Annotated in this window: 22 protein-coding genes; 8 read left to right on the top strand and 14 right to left on the bottom strand. The window is 61.6% G+C overall.

The window, feature by feature from the left end; all coding sequences use genetic code 11:
- The first annotated feature begins 27 nt into the window (after positions 1-27).
- From QN219_RS21105 to QN219_RS21085, 5 genes are read left to right on the top strand one after another with little or no spacing between them, the layout of a single operon-like run.
- Positions 28-1,488 carry a form I ribulose bisphosphate carboxylase large subunit gene (locus QN219_RS21105; RefSeq protein ID WP_284001892.1) on the top strand — a complete coding sequence of 487 codons (1,461 nt, stop codon included), beginning with the start codon at positions 28-30 and terminating at the stop codon, positions 1,486-1,488.
- 24 nt (positions 1,489-1,512) lie between these two features.
- The gene (locus QN219_RS21100; RefSeq protein WP_284001891.1) at positions 1,513-1,902 is read left to right on the top strand and encodes a ribulose bisphosphate carboxylase small subunit; all 390 of its coding nucleotides are present in this window, start codon (positions 1,513-1,515) and stop codon (positions 1,900-1,902) included.
- Positions 1,903-1,914: 12 nt separating this feature from the next.
- Positions 1,915-2,850, top strand: a complete 936-nt coding sequence (gene cbbX, locus QN219_RS21095) for a CbbX protein (RefSeq protein WP_284001890.1) — start codon at positions 1,915-1,917, stop codon at positions 2,848-2,850.
- Positions 2,847-3,533: a ribulose-phosphate 3-epimerase gene (gene rpe / locus QN219_RS21090; RefSeq protein ID WP_284001889.1), complete on the top strand. Its 687-nt coding sequence runs from the start codon at positions 2,847-2,849 to the stop codon at positions 3,531-3,533. Before cbbX ends, rpe begins: the two co-directional genes overlap by 4 nt.
- A 3-nt stretch (positions 3,534-3,536) precedes the next feature.
- Positions 3,537-4,103, top strand: a complete 567-nt coding sequence (locus tag QN219_RS21085; protein WP_284001887.1) for a thioredoxin family protein — start codon at positions 3,537-3,539, stop codon at positions 4,101-4,103.
- A gap of 364 nt (positions 4,104-4,467) precedes the next feature.
- Here the strand turns inward: QN219_RS21085 and gfa are convergent, their stop codons facing one another.
- The 8 genes from gfa to QN219_RS21045 are packed head-to-tail and all read right to left on the bottom strand — an operon-like array spanning position 4,468 to position 10,273.
- Positions 4,468-5,037, bottom strand: coding sequence for an S-(hydroxymethyl)glutathione synthase (gfa, locus tag QN219_RS21080; protein ID WP_284001886.1), 570 nt, complete (start codon positions 5,035-5,037; stop codon positions 4,468-4,470).
- 27 nt (positions 5,038-5,064) lie between these two features.
- Positions 5,065-5,217 carry a hypothetical protein gene (locus QN219_RS21075; protein WP_284001884.1) on the bottom strand — a complete coding sequence of 51 codons (153 nt, stop codon included), beginning with the start codon at positions 5,215-5,217 and terminating at the stop codon, positions 5,065-5,067.
- Complete coding sequence (locus QN219_RS21070; RefSeq protein WP_284001883.1) at positions 5,204-5,851, bottom strand: ABC transporter ATP-binding protein; 648 nt, start codon at positions 5,849-5,851, stop codon at positions 5,204-5,206. Before QN219_RS21070 ends, QN219_RS21075 begins: the two co-directional genes overlap by 14 nt.
- Positions 5,848-6,609: an ABC transporter permease gene (locus QN219_RS21065; protein WP_284001881.1), complete on the bottom strand. Its 762-nt coding sequence runs from the start codon at positions 6,607-6,609 to the stop codon at positions 5,848-5,850. Before QN219_RS21065 ends, QN219_RS21070 begins: the two co-directional genes overlap by 4 nt.
- Positions 6,602-7,573, bottom strand: coding sequence for an ABC transporter substrate-binding protein (locus QN219_RS21060; protein WP_284001879.1), 972 nt, complete (start codon positions 7,571-7,573; stop codon positions 6,602-6,604). The genes QN219_RS21065 and QN219_RS21060 overlap by 8 nt, the downstream gene beginning before the upstream one ends.
- A 56-nt stretch (positions 7,574-7,629) precedes the next feature.
- Positions 7,630-8,082, bottom strand: coding sequence for a hypothetical protein (locus QN219_RS21055; RefSeq protein WP_405052184.1), 453 nt, complete (start codon positions 8,080-8,082; stop codon positions 7,630-7,632).
- 27 nt (positions 8,083-8,109) lie between these two features.
- A complete protein-coding gene (locus QN219_RS21050; RefSeq protein ID WP_284001876.1) occupies positions 8,110-9,084 on the bottom strand; it encodes a YVTN family beta-propeller repeat protein in 975 nt (324 codons plus the stop codon).
- A 1-nt stretch (position 9,085) separates the two neighbouring features.
- Positions 9,086-10,273, bottom strand: a complete 1,188-nt coding sequence (locus QN219_RS21045; RefSeq protein ID WP_284001874.1) for an ABC transporter substrate-binding protein — start codon at positions 10,271-10,273, stop codon at positions 9,086-9,088.
- A gap of 115 nt (positions 10,274-10,388) precedes the next feature.
- Between QN219_RS21045 and QN219_RS21040 the strand changes: the two genes are divergently transcribed.
- From QN219_RS21040 to QN219_RS21030, 3 genes are read left to right on the top strand one after another with little or no spacing between them, the layout of a single operon-like run.
- Positions 10,389-10,898: a DUF3280 domain-containing protein gene (locus QN219_RS21040; protein WP_284001873.1), complete on the top strand. Its 510-nt coding sequence runs from the start codon at positions 10,389-10,391 to the stop codon at positions 10,896-10,898.
- 8 nt (positions 10,899-10,906) lie between these two features.
- The gene (locus QN219_RS21035) at positions 10,907-11,440 is read left to right on the top strand and encodes an SRPBCC family protein (protein ID WP_284001871.1); all 534 of its coding nucleotides are present in this window, start codon (positions 10,907-10,909) and stop codon (positions 11,438-11,440) included.
- The gene (locus tag QN219_RS21030; RefSeq protein ID WP_284001870.1) at positions 11,430-12,413 is read left to right on the top strand and encodes a beta-propeller fold lactonase family protein; all 984 of its coding nucleotides are present in this window, start codon (positions 11,430-11,432) and stop codon (positions 12,411-12,413) included. Before QN219_RS21035 ends, QN219_RS21030 begins: the two co-directional genes overlap by 11 nt.
- A 3-nt stretch (positions 12,414-12,416) precedes the next feature.
- Here the strand turns inward: QN219_RS21030 and QN219_RS21025 are convergent, their stop codons facing one another.
- The 6 genes from QN219_RS21025 to fghA form a co-directional block, all read right to left on the bottom strand.
- A complete protein-coding gene (locus QN219_RS21025) occupies positions 12,417-12,956 on the bottom strand; it encodes a PQQ-dependent catabolism-associated CXXCW motif protein (protein ID WP_284001868.1) in 540 nt (179 codons plus the stop codon).
- Positions 12,953-13,819: a substrate-binding domain-containing protein gene (locus QN219_RS21020; protein ID WP_284001867.1), complete on the bottom strand. Its 867-nt coding sequence runs from the start codon at positions 13,817-13,819 to the stop codon at positions 12,953-12,955. The genes QN219_RS21025 and QN219_RS21020 overlap by 4 nt, the downstream gene beginning before the upstream one ends.
- On the bottom strand, positions 13,779-14,312 hold the full coding sequence (locus tag QN219_RS21015) for a c-type cytochrome, methanol metabolism-related (RefSeq protein WP_284001865.1): 534 nt from the start codon (positions 14,310-14,312) through the stop codon (positions 13,779-13,781). Before QN219_RS21015 ends, QN219_RS21020 begins: the two co-directional genes overlap by 41 nt.
- Positions 14,313-14,389: 77 nt before the next feature.
- The gene (xoxF5, locus tag QN219_RS21010; RefSeq protein WP_284001864.1) at positions 14,390-16,192 is read right to left on the bottom strand and encodes a lanthanide-dependent methanol dehydrogenase XoxF5; all 1,803 of its coding nucleotides are present in this window, start codon (positions 16,190-16,192) and stop codon (positions 14,390-14,392) included.
- A 156-nt stretch (positions 16,193-16,348) separates the two neighbouring features.
- Entirely contained in the window at positions 16,349-16,762 is a 414-nt protein-coding gene (locus tag QN219_RS21005; protein WP_284001862.1) for a cytochrome c family protein, read from the bottom strand.
- Positions 16,763-16,775: 13 nt separating this feature from the next.
- Positions 16,776-17,606, bottom strand: coding sequence for an S-formylglutathione hydrolase (gene fghA / locus QN219_RS21000; protein WP_284001860.1), 831 nt, complete (start codon positions 17,604-17,606; stop codon positions 16,776-16,778).
- Positions 17,607-17,720 lie beyond the last annotated feature (114 nt).

The raw sequence follows: 17,720 nt of genomic DNA, 5'->3' as shown, positions 1-17,720 counted from the left end.
CATCCATCCAGAGAAAGGGACTGTGTCATGAACGCCGATGCAAAGACAGAGATCAAGGGCAAGGAACGCTATAAGGCCGGCGTGCTCAAATACGCGCAGATGGGCTATTGGAACGGCGACTACGAGCCGAAGGACACTGATCTGATTGCGCTCTTCCGGATCACGCCGCAGGAAGGGGTCGACCCGATCGAGGCGGCCGCGGCCGTTGCGGGCGAAAGCTCGACAGCGACCTGGACGGTCGTCTGGACCGACCGCCTGACGGCCTGTGACCAATACCGAGCCAAGGCCTACCGGGTCGACCCGGTGCCCGGAACGCCCGGGCAGTATTTCTGCTATGTCGCCTACGACTTGATCCTCTTCGAGGAAGGATCGATCGCCAACCTGACGGCGTCGATCATCGGCAACGTTTTCTCGTTCAAGCCGCTGAAGGCGGCAAGGCTCGAGGACATGCGCTTGCCCGTCGCCTACGTGAAGACCTTCAAGGGTCCGCCGACCGGGGTTGTCGTCGAGCGCGAACGGCTCGACAAATTCGGCAAGCCGCTGCTTGGCGCCACCACCAAGCCGAAGCTCGGACTCTCGGGCAAGAATTATGGCCGGGTCGTCTATGAGGGCCTGAAGGGCGGCCTTGACTTCATGAAGGACGACGAGAACATCAACTCGCAGCCCTTCATGCACTGGCGCGACCGCTACCTCTACTGCATGGAAGCCGTCAACCACGCCTCGGCGGTCACCGGCGAGGTCAAGGGGCATTATCTCAACATCACCGCCGGAACCATGGAGGAGATGTACCGCCGGGCGGAATTCGCCAAGGAACTCGGCTCGGTCATTGTCATGGTGGATCTCATCATCGGCTGGACGGCAATCCAGTCCATCTCCGAATGGTGCCGCCAGAACGACATGATCCTCCACATGCACCGCGCCGGTCACGGCACCTACACGCGGCAGAAGAACCACGGCATCTCCTTCCGCGTCATTGCCAAATGGCTGCGGCTTGCCGGCGTCGACCACCTGCATGCGGGTACTGCCGTCGGCAAGCTCGAGGGCGACCCCATGACCGTGCAGGGATACTACAACGTCTGCCGCGAAATGAAGAACGAGGTGGACCTTCAGCGCGGGCTCTTCTTTGAGCAGGACTGGGCCGACATCAAGAAGGTTATGCCGGTGGCGTCAGGCGGCATCCATGCCGGGCAGATGCACCAGTTGCTCGATCTTTTCGGCGACGACGTCGTGCTGCAGTTCGGTGGCGGTACGATCGGCCATCCCATGGGCATACAGGCCGGAGCCACCGCAAATCGCGTCGCGCTGGAAGCCATGGTGCTTGCCCGCAACGAAGGCCGCGACGTCGCCCATGAAGGTCCGGAAATCCTGCGAGCGGCGGCCAAGTGGTGCAAGCCGCTCGAAGCGGCCCTCGATACCTGGGGCAATATCAGCTTCAACTACACTCCGACGGACTCTTCGGATTTCGTACCCACTGCAAGCGTCGCCTGAGAGCGTAACAGAAGGAGAGACGATATGCGTATCACCCAAGGATGCTTCTCGTTCCTGCCGGACCTGACTGACGAGCAGATAACGGCACAGGTCGAGTATTGCCTCGGCAAGGGATGGGCGATTGGCGTCGAGCATACCGACGACCCGCACCCCCGCAACACCTACTGGGAAATGTGGGGCAATCCGATGTTCGACCTGAAGGACGCCAAGGGCGTGATGATGGAGCTGGACGATTGCCGCAAAGCCCATCCGCAAGATTACATCCGCCTGAATGCCTTCGATTCCAGCCGCGGCCTGGAGACGGTTACGATGTCCTTCATCGTCAACCGTCCCGACATTGAACCGAAGCTGCGGATGACCCGGACGGAAAGCCGCGGTCGCAGCCAGCATTATGCCTGGGAAACGCGGCGCTAGAGGAGCAGACAAATGGCAATGCCGGAAGCTCAATCAAGCGTCGACGGCCCGCCGACGTCGGTCGACCTCGCTGAGGAATACCACGCCTCCGGCGTCGCCGAAATCCTCGACGAACTGGACCGGGAACTCGTCGGGCTGAAGCCCGTGAAGCAGCGGATCCGCGAGACGGCAGCCCTGTTGCTCGTGGAGCGAGCCCGCCGTGCCATGGGCCTCACCCACGAGGCGCCGTCGCTGCACATGAGCTTCACCGGCAATCCCGGTACCGGCAAGACAACGGTAGCCTTGCGCATGGCCAATCTGCTGCACAGGCTCGGCTATATCCGCAAGGGGCATCTGGTGTCGGTGACGCGTGACGATCTGGTCGGCCAATATATCGGCCACACCGCGCCCAAAACCAAGGATATCCTGAAGAAGGCAATGGGCGGCGTGCTCTTCATCGACGAGGCCTATTATCTCTACCGACCGGACAACGAGCGCGACTACGGCCAGGAAGCTATCGAGATCCTGCTCCAAGTGATGGAGAACAACCGCGACGACCTGGTGGTCATTCTCGCCGGTTATGCCGCCCGCATGGATCGATTTTTCGAGAGCAATCCAGGCTTTCGCTCGCGCATTGCTCACCACATCGATTTCCCCGACTACGACGACGGGGAACTCCTGTCGATCGCCGAGAGCATGCTGAGCCGCCAGGGCTATCACTTCGATGCCAAGGCGGCAGCCGTGATGAGCGACTACATCGCCCGTCGTCGGCGCCAGCCGCATTTCGCCAATGCGCGCTCGATCCGCAACGCGCTCGATCGCGCCCGGTTGCGGCAGGCGAACCGCCTGTTCGAGGAAAGCGTCGGCCCCGTCAATGCGGAGCAACTGTCGACCATCACGGCTCGAGATATTTCCGCGAGTCGCGTTTTTGCCATGGACCAGCCCAATCCTTTGGAGATCTCGTCATGAGCCAAAAGACCATCATAGCCCCCTCGGTTCTGTCGGCAGATTTCTCGCGGCTCGGCGAAGAGGTCGAGGCCGTCTGCCAGGCCGGTGCCGACTGGATCCACCTTGACGTGATGGATGGCCATTTCGTGCCGAACATCACCTTCGGTCCACCGGTCATCAAAGCGATCCGGAACCGAACGGACAAAATGTTCGACTGCCACTTGATGATCGCGCCGGCCGACCCCTTCCTCGCTGCCTTCGCTGATGCCGGCTGCGGCATCATCACGGTGCATGCCGAAGCCACCACCCACCTCGACCGATCGCTGCAGGCGATCCGCGACCTCGGCTGCAAGGCCGGCGTCTCGCTCAATCCGTCGACGCCGGAGAGCGTCATCGAATATGTGCTGGACCGGCTTGACCTCATCCTGCTGATGACTGTCAATCCCGGCTTCGGCGGCCAGGCCTTTATTCCGTCCGTCGTCGAGAAGGTGCGCCGCGTGAAGTCCATGATTGGCAGCCGACCGATCCACATCGAGATCGACGGCGGCGTGACGCTGGAAACGGCGCCGCTCGTTGCCGCGGCCGGAGCGGATGTGCTGGTTGCCGGCTCCGCAGTGTTCAAAGGCGGCAACGAGGAGGCCTATGCGAAAAACATTGCGGCCATCCGTGCGGCGTCCGATGGCGCCATCAAGAAAGCAGCATGAACCATGGCCGCTACCCCTCCTGTCTGTGAGTTCGGCTGGCCGGCGGTCGACGCGAGACTTCGCGGCGTAGACGGTCTCACCCACTCCATATTCGATCAGGCCGGCCCGAAGGGGCTGGTCGTTACCTTCATCTGCAATCACTGCCCCTATGTGAAAGCGGTCATCGCCCGCATCGTGCGAGACGCGATCGACCTCAAAGATCACGGCGTCGGTTTCGTGGCGATCAGCGCCAATGACGCCGAGGCCTATCCACAGGATTCGTTCGAAAACATGAAGCGCTTCGCTTCGCAAAACGCCCTGCCCTTTCCCTATCTCTACGACGAGGACCAATCCGTCGCCAACGCCTATGGCGCCGTCTGCACGCCAGACTTCTTCGGCTTTAACAAGGACATGAAGCTGCAATATCGCGGGCGACTGGATGCTTCGCGCAAGGAGATCGGCCCTAGCGATCTGAGGCGCGACCTCTACGAGGCGATGGTCATGGTCACACTGTTTGGCAAAGGTCCGTCGGAACAACAGCCTTCGATGGGCTGTGCCATTAAGTGGAAAGCATCTGCCTATCAGGCCTGAGTCTGGGTCCAGTTCCCGTTTTTTCCGCCCGCAAGTTACCCCCTCTGCCCTGCCGGGCATCTCCCCCACAAGGAGGGAGATTGGCCAGAAGCAAAGCCCTATCCGACAGCAAACGCGCAAAATGCCGAAGTTGCGCAAGGGTCCGTGGTTGAGCGGGCATCACTGCTTGCCGATCTTGCCCCTTGTCGGGGATATGCCCGGCAGAGCAGAGGGGAGCATCAAGGGTTCCGCTCAACCGGCTTGGCCATAAACGCCTCAGCCCCCGCCCGTTTGGCGCCTCCCGACAGGAGGCAACGGGCGGGGTCCGAGGGAGGAGGCGTTCGGCCCCGCTGATGTTGCAGGGCACCAAGGTGAGCGCGGCATGTCAGGCCGGCAGCGCGCCGGACTGTTTGGCGATGTGCGTGGCGATTGCATCCATCAGCGCCGGCGACAAGCAATCATAGGGCGGCAGCCCGAGTTCTGTCAGGCGAGCGCGTATATCCGACATCCTATCGGGATTGACCCCGCTTTCGATCACCGAAGAAACAAAGGCTGCGAAGGCCGGCGGCGACCAGCCCGTCTCGTCGCTGAGCTCTGTATGCACGAAATCGAGGCCATAGAAGGGATGCTTGGTGTTCTCGATCCGGCCATACATATGCGTGCCGCAATCCTTGCAGGCGTAGCGCTGGATTGTCGCGCTTGGATCGACGATCTGCAGCTTTTCTGAACCTGAGGCGACATTCACCTTGTCGCGGCTGACAACCGCGATCTGCGCGAAGGTGGCGCCGTCCGGCTTCCAACATTTGGTGCAGCCGCAGGCATGGTTGTGTGCCGTCTGTGCGCCGATCCCGACGGTCACCGGGTTGGTAGCGCATTTGCATTTCAGCGTGCCACCCTGAAAGTCCGGACTCGCAGGCGGAAAACCGTTGTCGATGGACGGATGTAGCTTGAGCATTTTGTTCCTCCTCTCTCTTGAACGTCTTCAGGTCCTTCCTGAGAAAGCAGGATCAAGGCAAATGCCGTCGTCGGCAATATAGCGGAAAGTGTCGGTTTTCGGCGTCGGCCGCCTGACATCATCGCGCGCCTTGCGCGATCCGTCGCTGTAGCTGATGTGGCTGATCTCAAGCCCGGTCATGATGCACCTCCCTGGAGAGCAACGCCGATCTCGTCGCCAAGTCGCTCGCAATCGTCGCCGGTCTCCCGATAAGGCGCAGGCAGCGCCGGGCCAGCCGGTGCGCCTCGACCTCCGAGTGGGTCACCAGCATGACGGCAGGGCCGGTTTCCGCGATCAGCGCCTCGGTCAACGCCAACATCTCCTCGGCGGTGGCCGGATCGAGCGACACATAGGGCTCGTCCATTACGAGAAGTTGGGGGCGTCCGGCAAAAGCGCGCGCCAGCGCCAGCCGCCGCTGCTGGCCGAGCGATAGCTGGCCGGGAAAGAGCTGGACCTTGTCGACCATGCCGACCCGCTCCAGCGCCGAATGCGCCGCTTCCGCCCCGAGTTCCGGGTGCACCAGCGTCAGATTCTCAAGGACGCTCCGCCACGGAAGGAGAACGGGTTCCTGAAACACCATGGCGATCTTGTCGGGGCGGGTGATCTCGCCCTCGAAAGCCGGATCGATGCCGGCGATGAGCCTCAGCAGCGTCGATTTGCCAATCCCTGACGTCCCGAGGATGGCGACGGTCTCGCCAATCTCCATCTCGAAACGGATATCCCGCAGGATCTCCTCCTCCCGGAACGCCTTTCGCCTGACGTCAACCTTGATCATGCCGTCCTCCAGCGCCGTACGCGGCGTTCGGACGGCTGCAGGATTAGCGCCTCGACCAGCAGCATTACGCCGATGAAAGAAAGCGCGTAGACGAGCACCATGGCAACGTCGAAAAGCTGAAAATAGAAATGGATCTGGAAGCCGATACCGCTGGAGCGGCCAAGAAACTCCACCACCAGCACGATCTTCCATATGACCGCGATGCCCGAGCGGGCGGCAGCGGCAATGAAAGGTGCAAGCTGCGGCATGACGACGTGGCGCAGCCGCGCCAGCGGCCGCATGCGATAGACCTGGACCATGGCGCCAACGTTCGGATCGAGCGCACGCGCACCCTCGCGCAGGATCGTCGCGACATTCGGAATCTTGTTGAGCACCACGGCGATGATCGCCGCGGTCTCGTTGAGCCCGATCCAGAGATAGCAGAGCACGATGAGCACGAGAGCCGGGAGGTTGAGAAAGACGACAAGCCAAGGATCGAGCCATTGGTCAACGGAGGGAACGCGCCCCATCAGAAATCCGAGCGCCACGCCGATGGCCATCGCCGGCACGAAGGCGCAGACCACGCGCCACAACGTCATTCCGAGGTGATAGGGCAAAGCGCCGGAAGCCGCGGCCTTGGCAAAGGGCGCCCATAGCGCCCACGGCGGAGGCAGGACGGACGCATCGGCCGTCAGTTCGGCCGCCGCTATCCACAACATGAGCAGAAGCCCGAACGACAATGCACGCACCAGCGCAGGGTGTTGCAGCGTCTTATTCAAGGCGCAGGAACAATCCGTTAGGCAGGCTTGTTGCCTTGCCGACGAGCTCCGCGCCGCCGAGGTCCACCATCAGCCGCAAGAACCGGTCGGCGGCCGCCTCGTCGATCGGTCTGCCGCTGGGAATGCCGGCGCGGTAGCCGTCGCGCAGCGCAACGAATTCAGCGTCGTCTCCGGCATTCATCTTGTCGCGCAAGCCCTCCCATACCTCCTCGTCGCTGCTGAGCAGATCCTTGGCCGCGCGCGACGCCGCATAGAGACCCTTTACGATGTCTGGATGGGCCGCCGCATACTCGCCCTTCAACACATAGCCGAGCAGCGGCGTGTCGGGATCGAGCTTGAGCGCCGCTGCGGCATCGGAGACGGAGATCAGCTCGTGCATGCCCTTGGCCTTCATCTTCGCAAGGAAGTGCCAGAAATTGATCGCTCCCTCCGTCTCGCCGGAAAGGGCCGACTTGAAGATCAGCGGCGGCGCTCCGAACACCTGCTCGGTCTCGGCGGCCAGGTCCATGCCGTATTGCTGCTTGGCATAGGCGCGCAGGATCAACCAGCTCTTGTCGAGCGGCCCGCCGGCGATGCCGATCTTCTTGCCGGCAAGATCGGGCAGCGCCTTGATGCCGCTGTCATCCTTGACCACCAGCCCGCCGACGGCCAGCGAATAGGGAATGAAGACGTAATCCTTGCCAGCGGCACGCTGGTTAGCCACCCATATCCAGTCGGCCACCATGGTGTCGGCCTCGCCGCCCTCGAAGGCCACGCGCGTCGCACCATTGTCCGCATAATCCTGGACCTTGAGTTCGAAGCCGTTCTTTCGGTCGAGCTCATGGCCCTTGATGGTCGAGATTTCCCAGTTGACGGTACCCGACGCCAGCATCGCTGCCCGTAACTGCGGGAGATCCTCGGCCATGGCAGCCGTCGCTCCGAACGCGAACAGACATCCGGCCAGAAATCGTTTGAAAAGGTTCATTGCTTTCCCCCCAAGCCTTTGAACTCGCCGTCGAGCAGCCGCCTCGTGCAGCCGGCTCACTGAATAGAAATCTGCACCTTCTGACTGTCGCTTGAGGTGTCCGGAATCTTCACTTCGTAGCTGCCCGGCTTTATCGCAATGAACGACAGCGTCGCCGTGCCCGCCTCGTCGAATTCGAGGCTGTCAATCGCCATGGGACGTACTTCTATGCCGTTGATGACGATCTCGTTCATCCAGATCGCGCGAAAGAACGGCGCACCGGTGAGTGCCAGTTCCGCCGACCCGTCCGCCGTGATGCGCATTTCGTAATAGGCGCCGGACTGCAGCGCAATGGCACCCTTGCCCAGCGGCTTGCCGGAACTGAGCGTGATCTCGATCGGCTCGCCCCGGTTGCATTTAGCAAGCAATCCGGAAAAGCCGAGCTCGCCGCAAAGCGGTGCGGCACCGGCCGGACCTGCCAGAAAGAGCGCCGCAAGCGCCGCGAAAATCAATCTATGCACGATGAAAATCCTCCCAATATCTCTTAATGCTCTCGCTTAATTCGGGGCTACCACAACCCCCCAAGGCTGCTCGCCGACCTGAACCGAGCGGATCACCGTTTCCTCCTTGACGTCAATGATACTAACGTCGTTAGAGTTTCCATTCGTGGTGATCAGGAACTCCTCGCCCGGGGTGAATGCCATCTGCCAGACACGCTGCCCGACGAGCAGGTAGTCGATAACTTCATCTCGCGCGGCGTCGATCACCGCGACCCGGTTGGCGGGGCCGAGCGCCACGAAAATCCGCGAGCCGTCCTTGGTCGCCTTGATACCAACCGGCTGCAACCATTCCGGTTGAATGCCCGGCACGGCAAAGCTGATCTTCTTGGCGATCGCCGGCTCGCCCGCGCTCAGATCGATCACCGAAACCGTGCCGCCGATTTCAGAACTGACGTAAAGCTTCTTGCCGTCGGCCGTGAATTCGGCATAGCGCGGGCGCTGGTCCACCCGCACGTTGTGCACGATCTCGTAGGTGGAGGCGTTGATGAAATGCGCCATATTGGTGGTTTCGGAGGTGTTGATGATCGTCTTGGCGTCCGGACTGACGGCAACACCTTCCGGTTCGACGCCGACGGGCACCTCGGCCAGCACCTGGCGCGTCTTGACGTCCACGACCGTCACCAGATTGTCATCCTCGTTGGCGACGTAGAGCGGATTGCCTGAAGGATCGAGAGCAAACAGTTCCGGATCCGGGCCGGACGGCAGCGTGTGCAATTCCTTGTAGGTCTCCGGATCGAATACCCGGACGGTGTCGTCGTCCGACGCGCAGACATAGAGTTCCTTGCCATCCGGGCTGATCGTGATGCCGCGCGGCCTGTTGCCGGCCGGAAAAGTGGCGATCACCTCCCAGCTTTGGCTGTCGAGCACCGTCACGTTGTTGCTGCGTTCATTGGTGACGAACACCTTGTTGGCCTCGGCAGGACCGGCAAACATCAGAACGGCTGGCAGAAGCACCAGTACGGATCTCAGCATTCTATCCTCCAAAAGCATGGCAAGCGGTTTCGGGTGCATCGATGCCCAGCGTGTCGAGCGGCGAATGCTGATGCAGGTAGCCGTCCTGCGGCGAAACGGACACCGTCACCCGGCCGTCGGTCAAAAGGATCGGCTGGCGCATTTGGCCGTTCCAGGGTCGGAAAGTCAGCTTCTGCCCCTTGAACGCCGCCAGTTCGAAATCCTCCGAAAGGGCATAGGCCCGCACGGACGCCGGATCGGCCTTTCCGGACTGCGTCACGGCCTCTCCGATCACGCGCATCGCCAGCCAGGCTTGGTAGTCCTCCTCGCGCATGTTTCGGCGGGTCAGCTTCTCGAAGCGGCGCTGGAACTGTGTCGCGCCCCAGGCTTCATGCGCGGCATGCCAGGACGCCGCACGCAGGCCCGCAGAGCCTGCAACAGGCTTCGGGTCCCAGGTATGATAAGGCAGGTAGGGCGCGAAGACGCCGGCTTCGTCGGCCGCGATGATCACGTCGTAATCCTCGGCATCCTGGGTAAATACCGGGATCTGCCTTTGCACCATGACATGGCCGGTATCTGTCCGCCGAGCGCCGCCGGTGTCGACGAACTCGCGCTCTTCGACGATCTCCGCACCGAATTTGGCGGCCGATTTGCGATAGCTGTCGGCGAGCAGCTTGTCTTCGGGGTGCGAGCCGTGAATCAGCAGGATACGCGACCATCTCTTCCACATAAGGAACTGGACGACACTGTCGCTGAGCATGGAGCGGCTTGGAGAGACGTGCAGCACATTGGCCCGGCAGTCGCCGTCGCGCAGCATCTCGTCGCGAGCGCCGGCGTTCAGAAGCAGCACCTCGGGCCCGGCCTTGTCGGACAGAGTCTTGAGGATGTCACCTTCGGCGATCACCGCGATGAGGCCGATGCCTTCGGCTTTCAACGCATCGAGCGCGGCCGCCGCCTGCTCCGGCGCAACTGCCTGCGTTTTCAGCGTATAGTCCATGCCCGTGAATTGGCCGGTCGTCCGATTGTCCTCATTCCCCAACATCCCTCCGGCAAAACCCAGGTCGGCAGGCGGCGCATCGAGCCGAGAGATCGGCGGGCCGGCCACACGATCAACCCGCAGCACGGCCGTCTTCACCTCCATTGCCCGCAAAGGGAGCGCGACGAGCACCGTGGCGCAAAAAACGGCAAGCGTAAGCGAAAGGCTAGACATTGCCGGAACGACCTCCCAATCTTCCTGCCTTCGGAAGATTAACAGCGCAGTTTGTGTTGCAAAACCGATACTTAAGGAGCGTGGTTTAGCAAAATGTGTGTGCTACGCTCGGCCCATGCAACGCATTTTGATCGCGCTTATACTGGCCCTTTCGACCACGGTTGCTTTGGCAGCGCTGGACAAGCCGCTTATGCCGAGCGCCAAGGTGGCGTTCCTCGGCATGACCTTCACAGATTGGTCGACGGAGGGCGCCTACAACGGTGTGCGTCCCGACGAAACAGCGCGGCTTAAACTGCTGGAGGGCGCCACACGCGACCGCTTCATCGAGGAAGGCTTCGTCATCCTCTCGAATGATCTCGTGGCGACCGAGCTCGCCAGTACGGTCAACCCGGCCGACTGCTACGGCTGCGACGTGCGCATGGCCGCCCGGCTCGGCGCCGACTATGTGCTGGTCGGTGAGGTACAGAAGATATCCAACCTCATCCTGTCGGTGAACCTCGTGCTGCGCGACGTGCGCTCTGGCGAGACGCTGCGCGGCCTTGCGGTCGATATCCGGTCGAACACTGACGAAAGCTGGCTGCGCGGCATCCGTTACATCCTGAGAAACCACTTCTTCAAATCGTGAGGCCTATCATGCGATATCTCGGTCACTTCCTGCTGACATTCCTGGTGATGTTGCCAAGCCTGGCCCTGGCACACGGCCCGACACGGCAGAAGCTGGCACTCTCGGTCGATGTCGCAGCGGCACCGGAAGCAGTTTGGGCAGTGATCGGCAATTTCCAGGACATGAGCTGGCACCCGGCCGTTTCTTCGACCACTGGCGAGGGTGGCAATGCCCTCGAGGCGACGCGCGTGCTGACGCTGAAAGCGGCCAGTGGGCCCACAATCTCCGAAGTCCTTTATAAGTATGATGCAGCGAAAATGTCCTACTCCTACCGCATCACCAAAGTCGACGTGGAGGTGCTGCCCGTTACTAATTATTCCGGACACCTGACGGTGACCCCGAACGCTGGCGGCGGCTCGCATATCGAATGGAAGGGCGCCTTCTATCGCGGCTATCCGAACAATGATCCCCCCGCCAACCTGAACGACGAGGCAGCCCTTGCCGCGGTCGGCGCGGTATACAAGGCCGGCCTCGATGCGCTCGAAAAGAAGTTTGGTAAATAGGCGCCTCCTCCTCGCCGCGGTGCTCGTCGGCCTGATGCACCCAGGAAGCGCTTTCGCGGACTATGCCTATGTCACCAATCAGTCATCCAGCGATCTGAGCGTGATCGATCTCGACCGAATGGCCGAGGTCGAACGGATTGCAGTGCCGGGCCAGCCGGCAGGCATCGCGGTCGCCCCTGAGTTTGGTGCGGTTTTCACCGTCAGCCCGGAAAGCAAGATGCTGCGCCGCTACGGCATGCCGGCTTCTACGCCGGAAGCGGAGCGCAGCCTTGACGGCGGGCCGATTGGGATCGCCGTCGATGAGCGGCGTGGTCGGCTTTTTGTGTCGGACTGGTACAATGCGCGGATCTGGGTCGTCGCTGCTGACGACCTTGCGACATTGAATATGCTTTCAACCGGCAGCGCACCAGCCGGCCTTGCCGTTTCCCCCGACGGACAGTGGCTCGCTACCGCCGACCGGGACGCCAACCAGGTCTCCATTTTTGACGCCGAGACGCTGACGCTGCGCCATCGCGTGACCGTCGGCTTGCGTCCGTTCGGCGTCACGTTTTCTCCGGACGGCCGGCTGTTCTCCGCAGATGTCGGCAGCAATACGGTGACGGCCGTCGATCCGCTCAGCGGTCGGGTTCTCGGCCATGCGGCAACCCGCGAACGGCCCTACGCGGTGACCTTTGCCTCAGGTCGAGGTTTCGTCACCAACCAGTATGATGACAGTGTCAGCGTCTTCGACGCGCAAAGCCTGGCCGCGGTCGCCGTCATCGATACCGGCGAATATCCGGAGGGCATCGACACAACGACGGATGGCCGACGGGTCGTCGTGGCGAACTGGTTTTCAAACAGCCTCACCGTCATTGACGCCGAAAGCCTGGAGATCATCGGCGAGATCGCAACCGGTGACGGCCCGCGCGCTTTCGGACGGTTCCTGTCCGCGGCACCGGCGCCCGGTCAGCTCCGGGAGCCTACCGGGCAGTGATCATCATTGCCCACCCGGCTCCGGTGTGAGGCGTTCAGTCGGATAACCGGCCGATGTCCAGCCGTCAGTGCCCTGCGGATACCAGAAGACATGGGTATAGCCATATTCCAGGGCACGCTTGGCGGCGTTCCAGGACATCCAGCAGCCGTCGAGGCAGAAGAACAGCACCGGCCGATCCTTTTCCCCGCCCGTCGCCTTTTCCAGCCCGACGCGAAAATAGCTCTGCATGATGTCCGCCAGACGGCCATAGCCGACGTTCGGCAGCCACAGGGCGGCAGGAACGGACAGTCGCGGCTTTTCGTTCCAGACCGTTCCCGCCGGCAGTTTCTCCGGCTTCGGCGCCCGCGGCAGGACGTCGATGAAGGCAACCCTGCCAGTCTTCCACAACGCATAGGCGGTTTCGGTCGAGACCACGGTCGCACCGGAAAGCGTTGCCGGCACCTCGGCGCGGTATTCGCTCTCGCGATAGCCGGTCGGCTCCTCGGCGGCCCCGACTGGAAACGCGATAAGCAGAAACAGGGAAAGAAGCCGCAGGCGGGTCATTTTGGCAGCTTGAGCGGACCTGTCCCCATATCGTTCAGGAGCGGCACACCCGTCTTTGCGAGAATGGCGTTGATCTCGGACTGGTTTCGGCGGATCAGGGAATTCAACTTGCGCTCCCAGACCTTCTCGCCTTGCCGCACGCCCATGGTGATGCGGTAGAAGAGCTTCGGCGGCGTCGGCTCCGACAAAAGCGGCGTTGCCCTCAGGTCCGGATGGCTTGCCTTGACCAGTGGTGCCCCGATCGGGCCCCAGAGGATGGCTGCGTCGATGGCACCGGATTTCAGGTCGGCAAGCATGTCGTCGGCTGGATCCTCATAGCGCCGATCGACCATCAGATGGTAACCCTTCGCTTTTGGCAGGAGCCCGTTTCTTGCCATATGCGTCGCCGGCGGAGTTCCCGCTATGATGCCGATCCGCTTGTCCTTGAGAAGCGGGTCAGTCAGCGTCTTGACTGCGGCCAGCGGACCGCTCGACGCAACGATCAGCACATAGGCCGAGGTATAGTAATGGTTCGTGTTCAACACCATTTCGTCGCCCTGGGCGAAGCCAATGACCACATCGCAGGCGTTGGCTTGCAGGGTCTTGCGAATAAAGCCGGTCGCCATGGGAAACCAGGTGTATTCCAGCGGCAGTCCGAGCTTCGCCGCCATCAGCTCGGCGATCTGGTTCTCGAACCCCGCACCCGAGCGATCCGACATGGGCAGATTGGCCGGATCGGCGCAGACCCGAAACGCCTTCTTCGACACCAGGTCCGAAGTCTGAGCCGCCGCCGGTGCGGCGGCGGCAACCCCTACCAGCAGAACGCCGGCTGCCGCAAAGCGGCTAGTGGCCAAGACAGTCGCTTTCAGTATCCCGGATCGCATCCGATTTCGGCTCCTTCTTGCCCGGGCGACCCCGCGGCAGCGCATCGGCTCCGCGCGCCTTCAGATAAGTGTAGATGTCGTCGAGATAGCACATGACATTGGCGTTCTGACCAAAGGCGGGCATTACCGAGTTTTCGGCAACGTTCACCTTCTTGCGCCCGTTCGTGACGACTTCGACGAAATCGTAGTAGTCCATCGTTATGGCGGACTTCTTCAAGGCAGGCGCATAGCTCGAACCTTCGCCTTCCGGACCATGGCAGACATGGCATTCCGAGTGATAGCGGCGGAAGCCCGAATAGGTCATCCAGTCGACCGTACCATCCTTGGCGATATTGAAGGTGGGAACGTCGTCGGCAGTGTAGTAGCGTCCATTTTCGTGGCGGGCAGCCGTGATATTGTCCTTTGCCGCCGGGGCGTCCTGTGCGCCTGCGGCGCCGGCCATAAGCGTCCACGCGGCGAGGATCATCGGCAGGGCTGGTCTTGTTCTAGTCATCTTGCGTCCTTTTAGGCAGAGAGCGAACCGGCGCGGGCTTCCACCACCCGCGCCAATTCCGTGGGCGACGATTGCCTTTAGTTCGGCAGCGAGAACACGGTGAGCGTGCCGCCCAGCGCGGTGTAGTTGCTGAGGGCGGAATAGCCGCCGACCGCTCCGAGACCGTCATTCGGGTTGGTGAGCCCGGCTGCCAGGCCGATACCCGCCCAGCCCCCGACACCCGAGAGCACGGCCACGTACTGCTTGCCGCCATGGGAATAGGTCATCACGTTGCCGATCACCCCGGAAGGCGTCTTGAAGCGATAGAGCTCCTTGCCTGTCGCGGCATCGACCGCCTTCAGATAGCCCTCGAGCGTTCCGTAGAAGACCACATCACCCGCTGTTGCCAGCGCACCCGACCAAACGGAGAACGCTTCCGGCAGGGACCACTTTATCTTGCCTTCCTTGTTGTCCCAGGCAATGAAGTTACCCATGCCTCCGTGGCTGTCCTTCGGCGGATACATCGACAGAGTGGCGCCGACATAGGGCTGGCCCGCGGTGTAGGTTACCCGGAACGGCTCGTAGTCCATGCAGACGTGGTTGGTGGGAACGTAGAAAAGCTCGGTCTTCGGCGAGAAGGCGGCGGGTTGCTGGTCCTTCGTGCCGAGGGCGGCCGGGCAGATGCCTGTGGAGTTGGTGTCCTCGCCGTTCTTTTCGGTCGAGTACTGCGCCACGACCTGCGGCCGGCCGTACTGGTCGGAGTTCGGATCCATGACCACTTCGGTCGCCCAGTTGACCGTCGGATCGTATTTCTCCGCGACCAGCAGTTCGCCGGTAACGCGATCCAGCGTATAGCCGAAGCCGTTACGATCGAAATGGGTCAGCAACTTGCGGTCCTTGCCGTCAACCTGCTGCTCCGTCAGGATCATCTCATTGATGCCGTCATAGTCCCATTCGTCATGGGGCGTCATCTGGTAGACCCATTTGGCCATGCCAGTATCGACATCACGGGCCCAGATGGTCATCGACCAGCGGTTGTCGCCGGGCCGTTGGGTCGGGTTCCATGTCGAAGGGTTACCCGATCCGTAATACATCAGGTTCTCTTCGGGATCATAGGAATACCAGCCCCAGGTCGTGCCGCCGCCGATCTTCCACTGATCGCCTTCCCAGGTGGCCGTGCCGGAGTCCTTGCCGACGGGCTTGCCCAAGTGGGTGGTTTTTTCGGGATCCATCAGCGTATCGCTGTCCGGGCCCATGGAATAACCGCGCCACAGCAGCTTCCCATCTGCCATCGAATAGGCCGTCACCGAACCCCGAACACCGAACTCCCCGCCGGAGATGCCGACGATGACCTTGTCCTTCACCGGCAAAACGGTGGCGGTATTGGTCTCGCCCTTCGAAGGATCGCCGTTCTTGACGCTCCAGATCACCTTGCCGGTCTTGGCGTCGAGCGCCACGACGGTCGTATCGGCCTGATGCAGGAAGATCTTGTTATCGGCATAGGCGACGCCACGGTTGACCGTGTCGCAACACATCACGGGAATGACTTCCGGATCCTGTTTCGGCTCGTATTTCCAGACGATCTGGCCTTCTTTGCTGAGATCCAGCGCATAGACCGTGTTTGGGAACGGCGTATGGACATACATCATGTCGCCGATAACCAGGGGCGAGCCTTCATGACCGCGCAGAACGCCGGTCGAGAAAGTCCACGCCACCTGCAGTTTGCCAACGTTATCCTTGTTGATCTGATCGAGCTTGGAGTAACGCTGGTTGGCATAGTCGCCGGTTTGGATCGCCCATTGGTTGGGATCGTCGATCTGTTTCTGCAGCTCCGGATTGGCGAGGGCGACTTGCGCGCCGCCTATCGACATCAAGGCAAGCATTGTAAGAAGTCGTTTCATTTCATCCTCCTCTTGAGTGCTGCCGATCAGGGCAATTCACCCCGCTCGCCCCGGGAAAACCTTGCGGTCTCCTCTTTCCCGGGATCGGCTTGCGATACTAATCCCCGTTGCCGGGGCTACATTCCTCCTGCTGGTGTTCGCCCCTTCCTCCATGCATCAAGGAAAGGTCGCCAAGTATGCGATCAGATCGGCGCGCTCCTGATCCTTGCGCAATCCCGCAAAGCTCATCTTGGTGCCGGGTAGGAACCCTTTCGGGTTGGTCAAGAACTCACCGATCTTGTCCGGCGTCCACACCAACCCGGCCTCGGCCTCTTTGGTCAGCGCGGGGGAATAGCTGAAGCCTTCGACATTGCCGGCTGGCCGGCCGATTACGCCCGTCAGCGCAGGGCCGGTTTTCGATTTGGCATCTGCACCGACCGCGTGACAGGCCTGACACTTGCGAAAGACTTTCTCGCCCGCCGCTGGATCACCGGCTGTGGGATCCAGGGCAAATGCCGGCGCAACAGTGCCTCCAATGACGCCGCCGAACAGGACTGTTGCCGCCAGTATAATGCCAAGTCTTGAAGCCATGCCTTCCTCTCCCTTACGCGGCGTTCAGCCGCTCTGCATGCCAGCGCACGTGGTCTTCGCCAAAGCTCGCCACGAAAAAATAGCTATGATCGTATCCCGCCTGCATCCTGAGGACGCCGGGCTGCCGCCGCTCCGCCAGCAGCCGAGCCATCGCCTCGGGCTGTAGCTGTTCCAGAAACTGATCCGCCGCACCTTGATCGATCAGGATATCGCCCTGCCAGCCGTGTTCGCTGAGCAGCAGGCAGGCGTCGTAGTTGCCCCAATGGGCCTCGTCGTCGCCGAGATAAGCCGAAAACTGCTTGCGGCCCCAGTCGGACCGGGTCGGGTTGACAATCGGCGCAAAGGCCGAAACCGAGCGGTACATTCCCGGATTGCGAAAGGCGATCGTCAGCGCGCCATGGCCGCCCATCGAGTGCCCGGTAATGCCGTTGACACCGTTGATCGGCAATTGGTCCTGCAGCAGGACGGGCAATTCCGTGACGATGTAATCGTACATCCGGTAGTGTCGTGCCCAGGGCTTCTGGGTCGCATTGACGTAGAACCCCGCGCCCTGGCCGAGATCGTAGGCCTCATCGTCGGCGACGCCTTCGCCGCGCGGCGACGTGTCGGGGAAAACCAGTCCCAGCCCATGCTGCGCCGCGTGCCGCTGCAGGCCGGCCTTGATCATGGCGTTCTCATGCGTGCAGGTCAGTCCCGAGAGATACCAGAGCAGCGGCACGGACCGCGTCCGCGCCTGCGGCGGCATATAAAGGCCGAATGTCATCTCGACGCCGCAGACATCGGACATGTGGCGGTAGACCGACTGCGTCCCGCCGAAACATTGGTTTTGCGTTACAAGTTCCATCTTCGCGCTCAATAAAGGACGACGCTGCGGATGCTTTCGCCGGAATGCATCAGTTCGAAGCCCTTGTTGATGTCGTCGAGCGGCATGGTGTGGGTGATCATCGGATCGATCTCG

Source organism: Sinorhizobium sp. 8-89 (genome assembly GCF_030124325.1).
Taxonomy (GTDB): Bacteria; Pseudomonadota; Alphaproteobacteria; order Rhizobiales; family Rhizobiaceae; genus Sinorhizobium.
This window is presented reverse-complemented; position numbering and strand designations above follow the sequence as displayed.

Bases quoted from the DNA above. Each gene is read 5' to 3' on its own strand.
- QN219_RS21105 (WP_284001892.1), top strand. From the start codon at position 28: ATGAACGCCGATGCAAAGACAGAGATCAAGGGCAAGGAACGCTATAAG.
- QN219_RS21100 (WP_284001891.1), top strand. From the start codon at position 1,513: ATGCGTATCACCCAAGGATGCTTCTCGTTCCTGCCGGACCTGACTGAC.
- cbbX (WP_284001890.1), top strand. From the start codon at position 1,915: ATGGCAATGCCGGAAGCTCAATCAAGCGTCGACGGCCCGCCGACGTCG.
- rpe (WP_284001889.1), top strand. From the start codon at position 2,847: ATGAGCCAAAAGACCATCATAGCCCCCTCGGTTCTGTCGGCAGATTTC.
- QN219_RS21085 (WP_284001887.1), top strand. From the start codon at position 3,537: ATGGCCGCTACCCCTCCTGTCTGTGAGTTCGGCTGGCCGGCGGTCGAC.
- gfa (WP_284001886.1), bottom strand. From the start codon at position 5,037: ATGCTCAAGCTACATCCGTCCATCGACAACGGTTTTCCGCCTGCGAGT.
- QN219_RS21075 (WP_284001884.1), bottom strand. From the start codon at position 5,217: ATGACCGGGCTTGAGATCAGCCACATCAGCTACAGCGACGGATCGCGC.
- QN219_RS21070 (WP_284001883.1), bottom strand. From the start codon at position 5,851: ATGATCAAGGTTGACGTCAGGCGAAAGGCGTTCCGGGAGGAGGAGATC.
- QN219_RS21060 (WP_284001879.1), bottom strand. From the start codon at position 7,573: ATGAACCTTTTCAAACGATTTCTGGCCGGATGTCTGTTCGCGTTCGGA.
- QN219_RS21050 (WP_284001876.1), bottom strand. From the start codon at position 9,084: ATGCTGAGATCCGTACTGGTGCTTCTGCCAGCCGTTCTGATGTTTGCC.
- QN219_RS21045 (WP_284001874.1), bottom strand. From the start codon at position 10,273: ATGTCTAGCCTTTCGCTTACGCTTGCCGTTTTTTGCGCCACGGTGCTC.
- QN219_RS21040 (WP_284001873.1), top strand. From the start codon at position 10,389: ATGCAACGCATTTTGATCGCGCTTATACTGGCCCTTTCGACCACGGTT.
- QN219_RS21035 (WP_284001871.1), top strand. From the start codon at position 10,907: ATGCGATATCTCGGTCACTTCCTGCTGACATTCCTGGTGATGTTGCCA.
- QN219_RS21025 (WP_284001868.1), bottom strand. From the start codon at position 12,956: ATGACCCGCCTGCGGCTTCTTTCCCTGTTTCTGCTTATCGCGTTTCCA.
- QN219_RS21020 (WP_284001867.1), bottom strand. From the start codon at position 13,819: ATGCGATCCGGGATACTGAAAGCGACTGTCTTGGCCACTAGCCGCTTT.
- QN219_RS21015 (WP_284001865.1), bottom strand. From the start codon at position 14,312: ATGACTAGAACAAGACCAGCCCTGCCGATGATCCTCGCCGCGTGGACG.
- xoxF5 (WP_284001864.1), bottom strand. From the start codon at position 16,192: ATGAAACGACTTCTTACAATGCTTGCCTTGATGTCGATAGGCGGCGCG.
- QN219_RS21005 (WP_284001862.1), bottom strand. From the start codon at position 16,762: ATGGCTTCAAGACTTGGCATTATACTGGCGGCAACAGTCCTGTTCGGC.
- fghA (WP_284001860.1), bottom strand. From the start codon at position 17,606: ATGGAACTTGTAACGCAAAACCAATGTTTCGGCGGGACGCAGTCGGTC.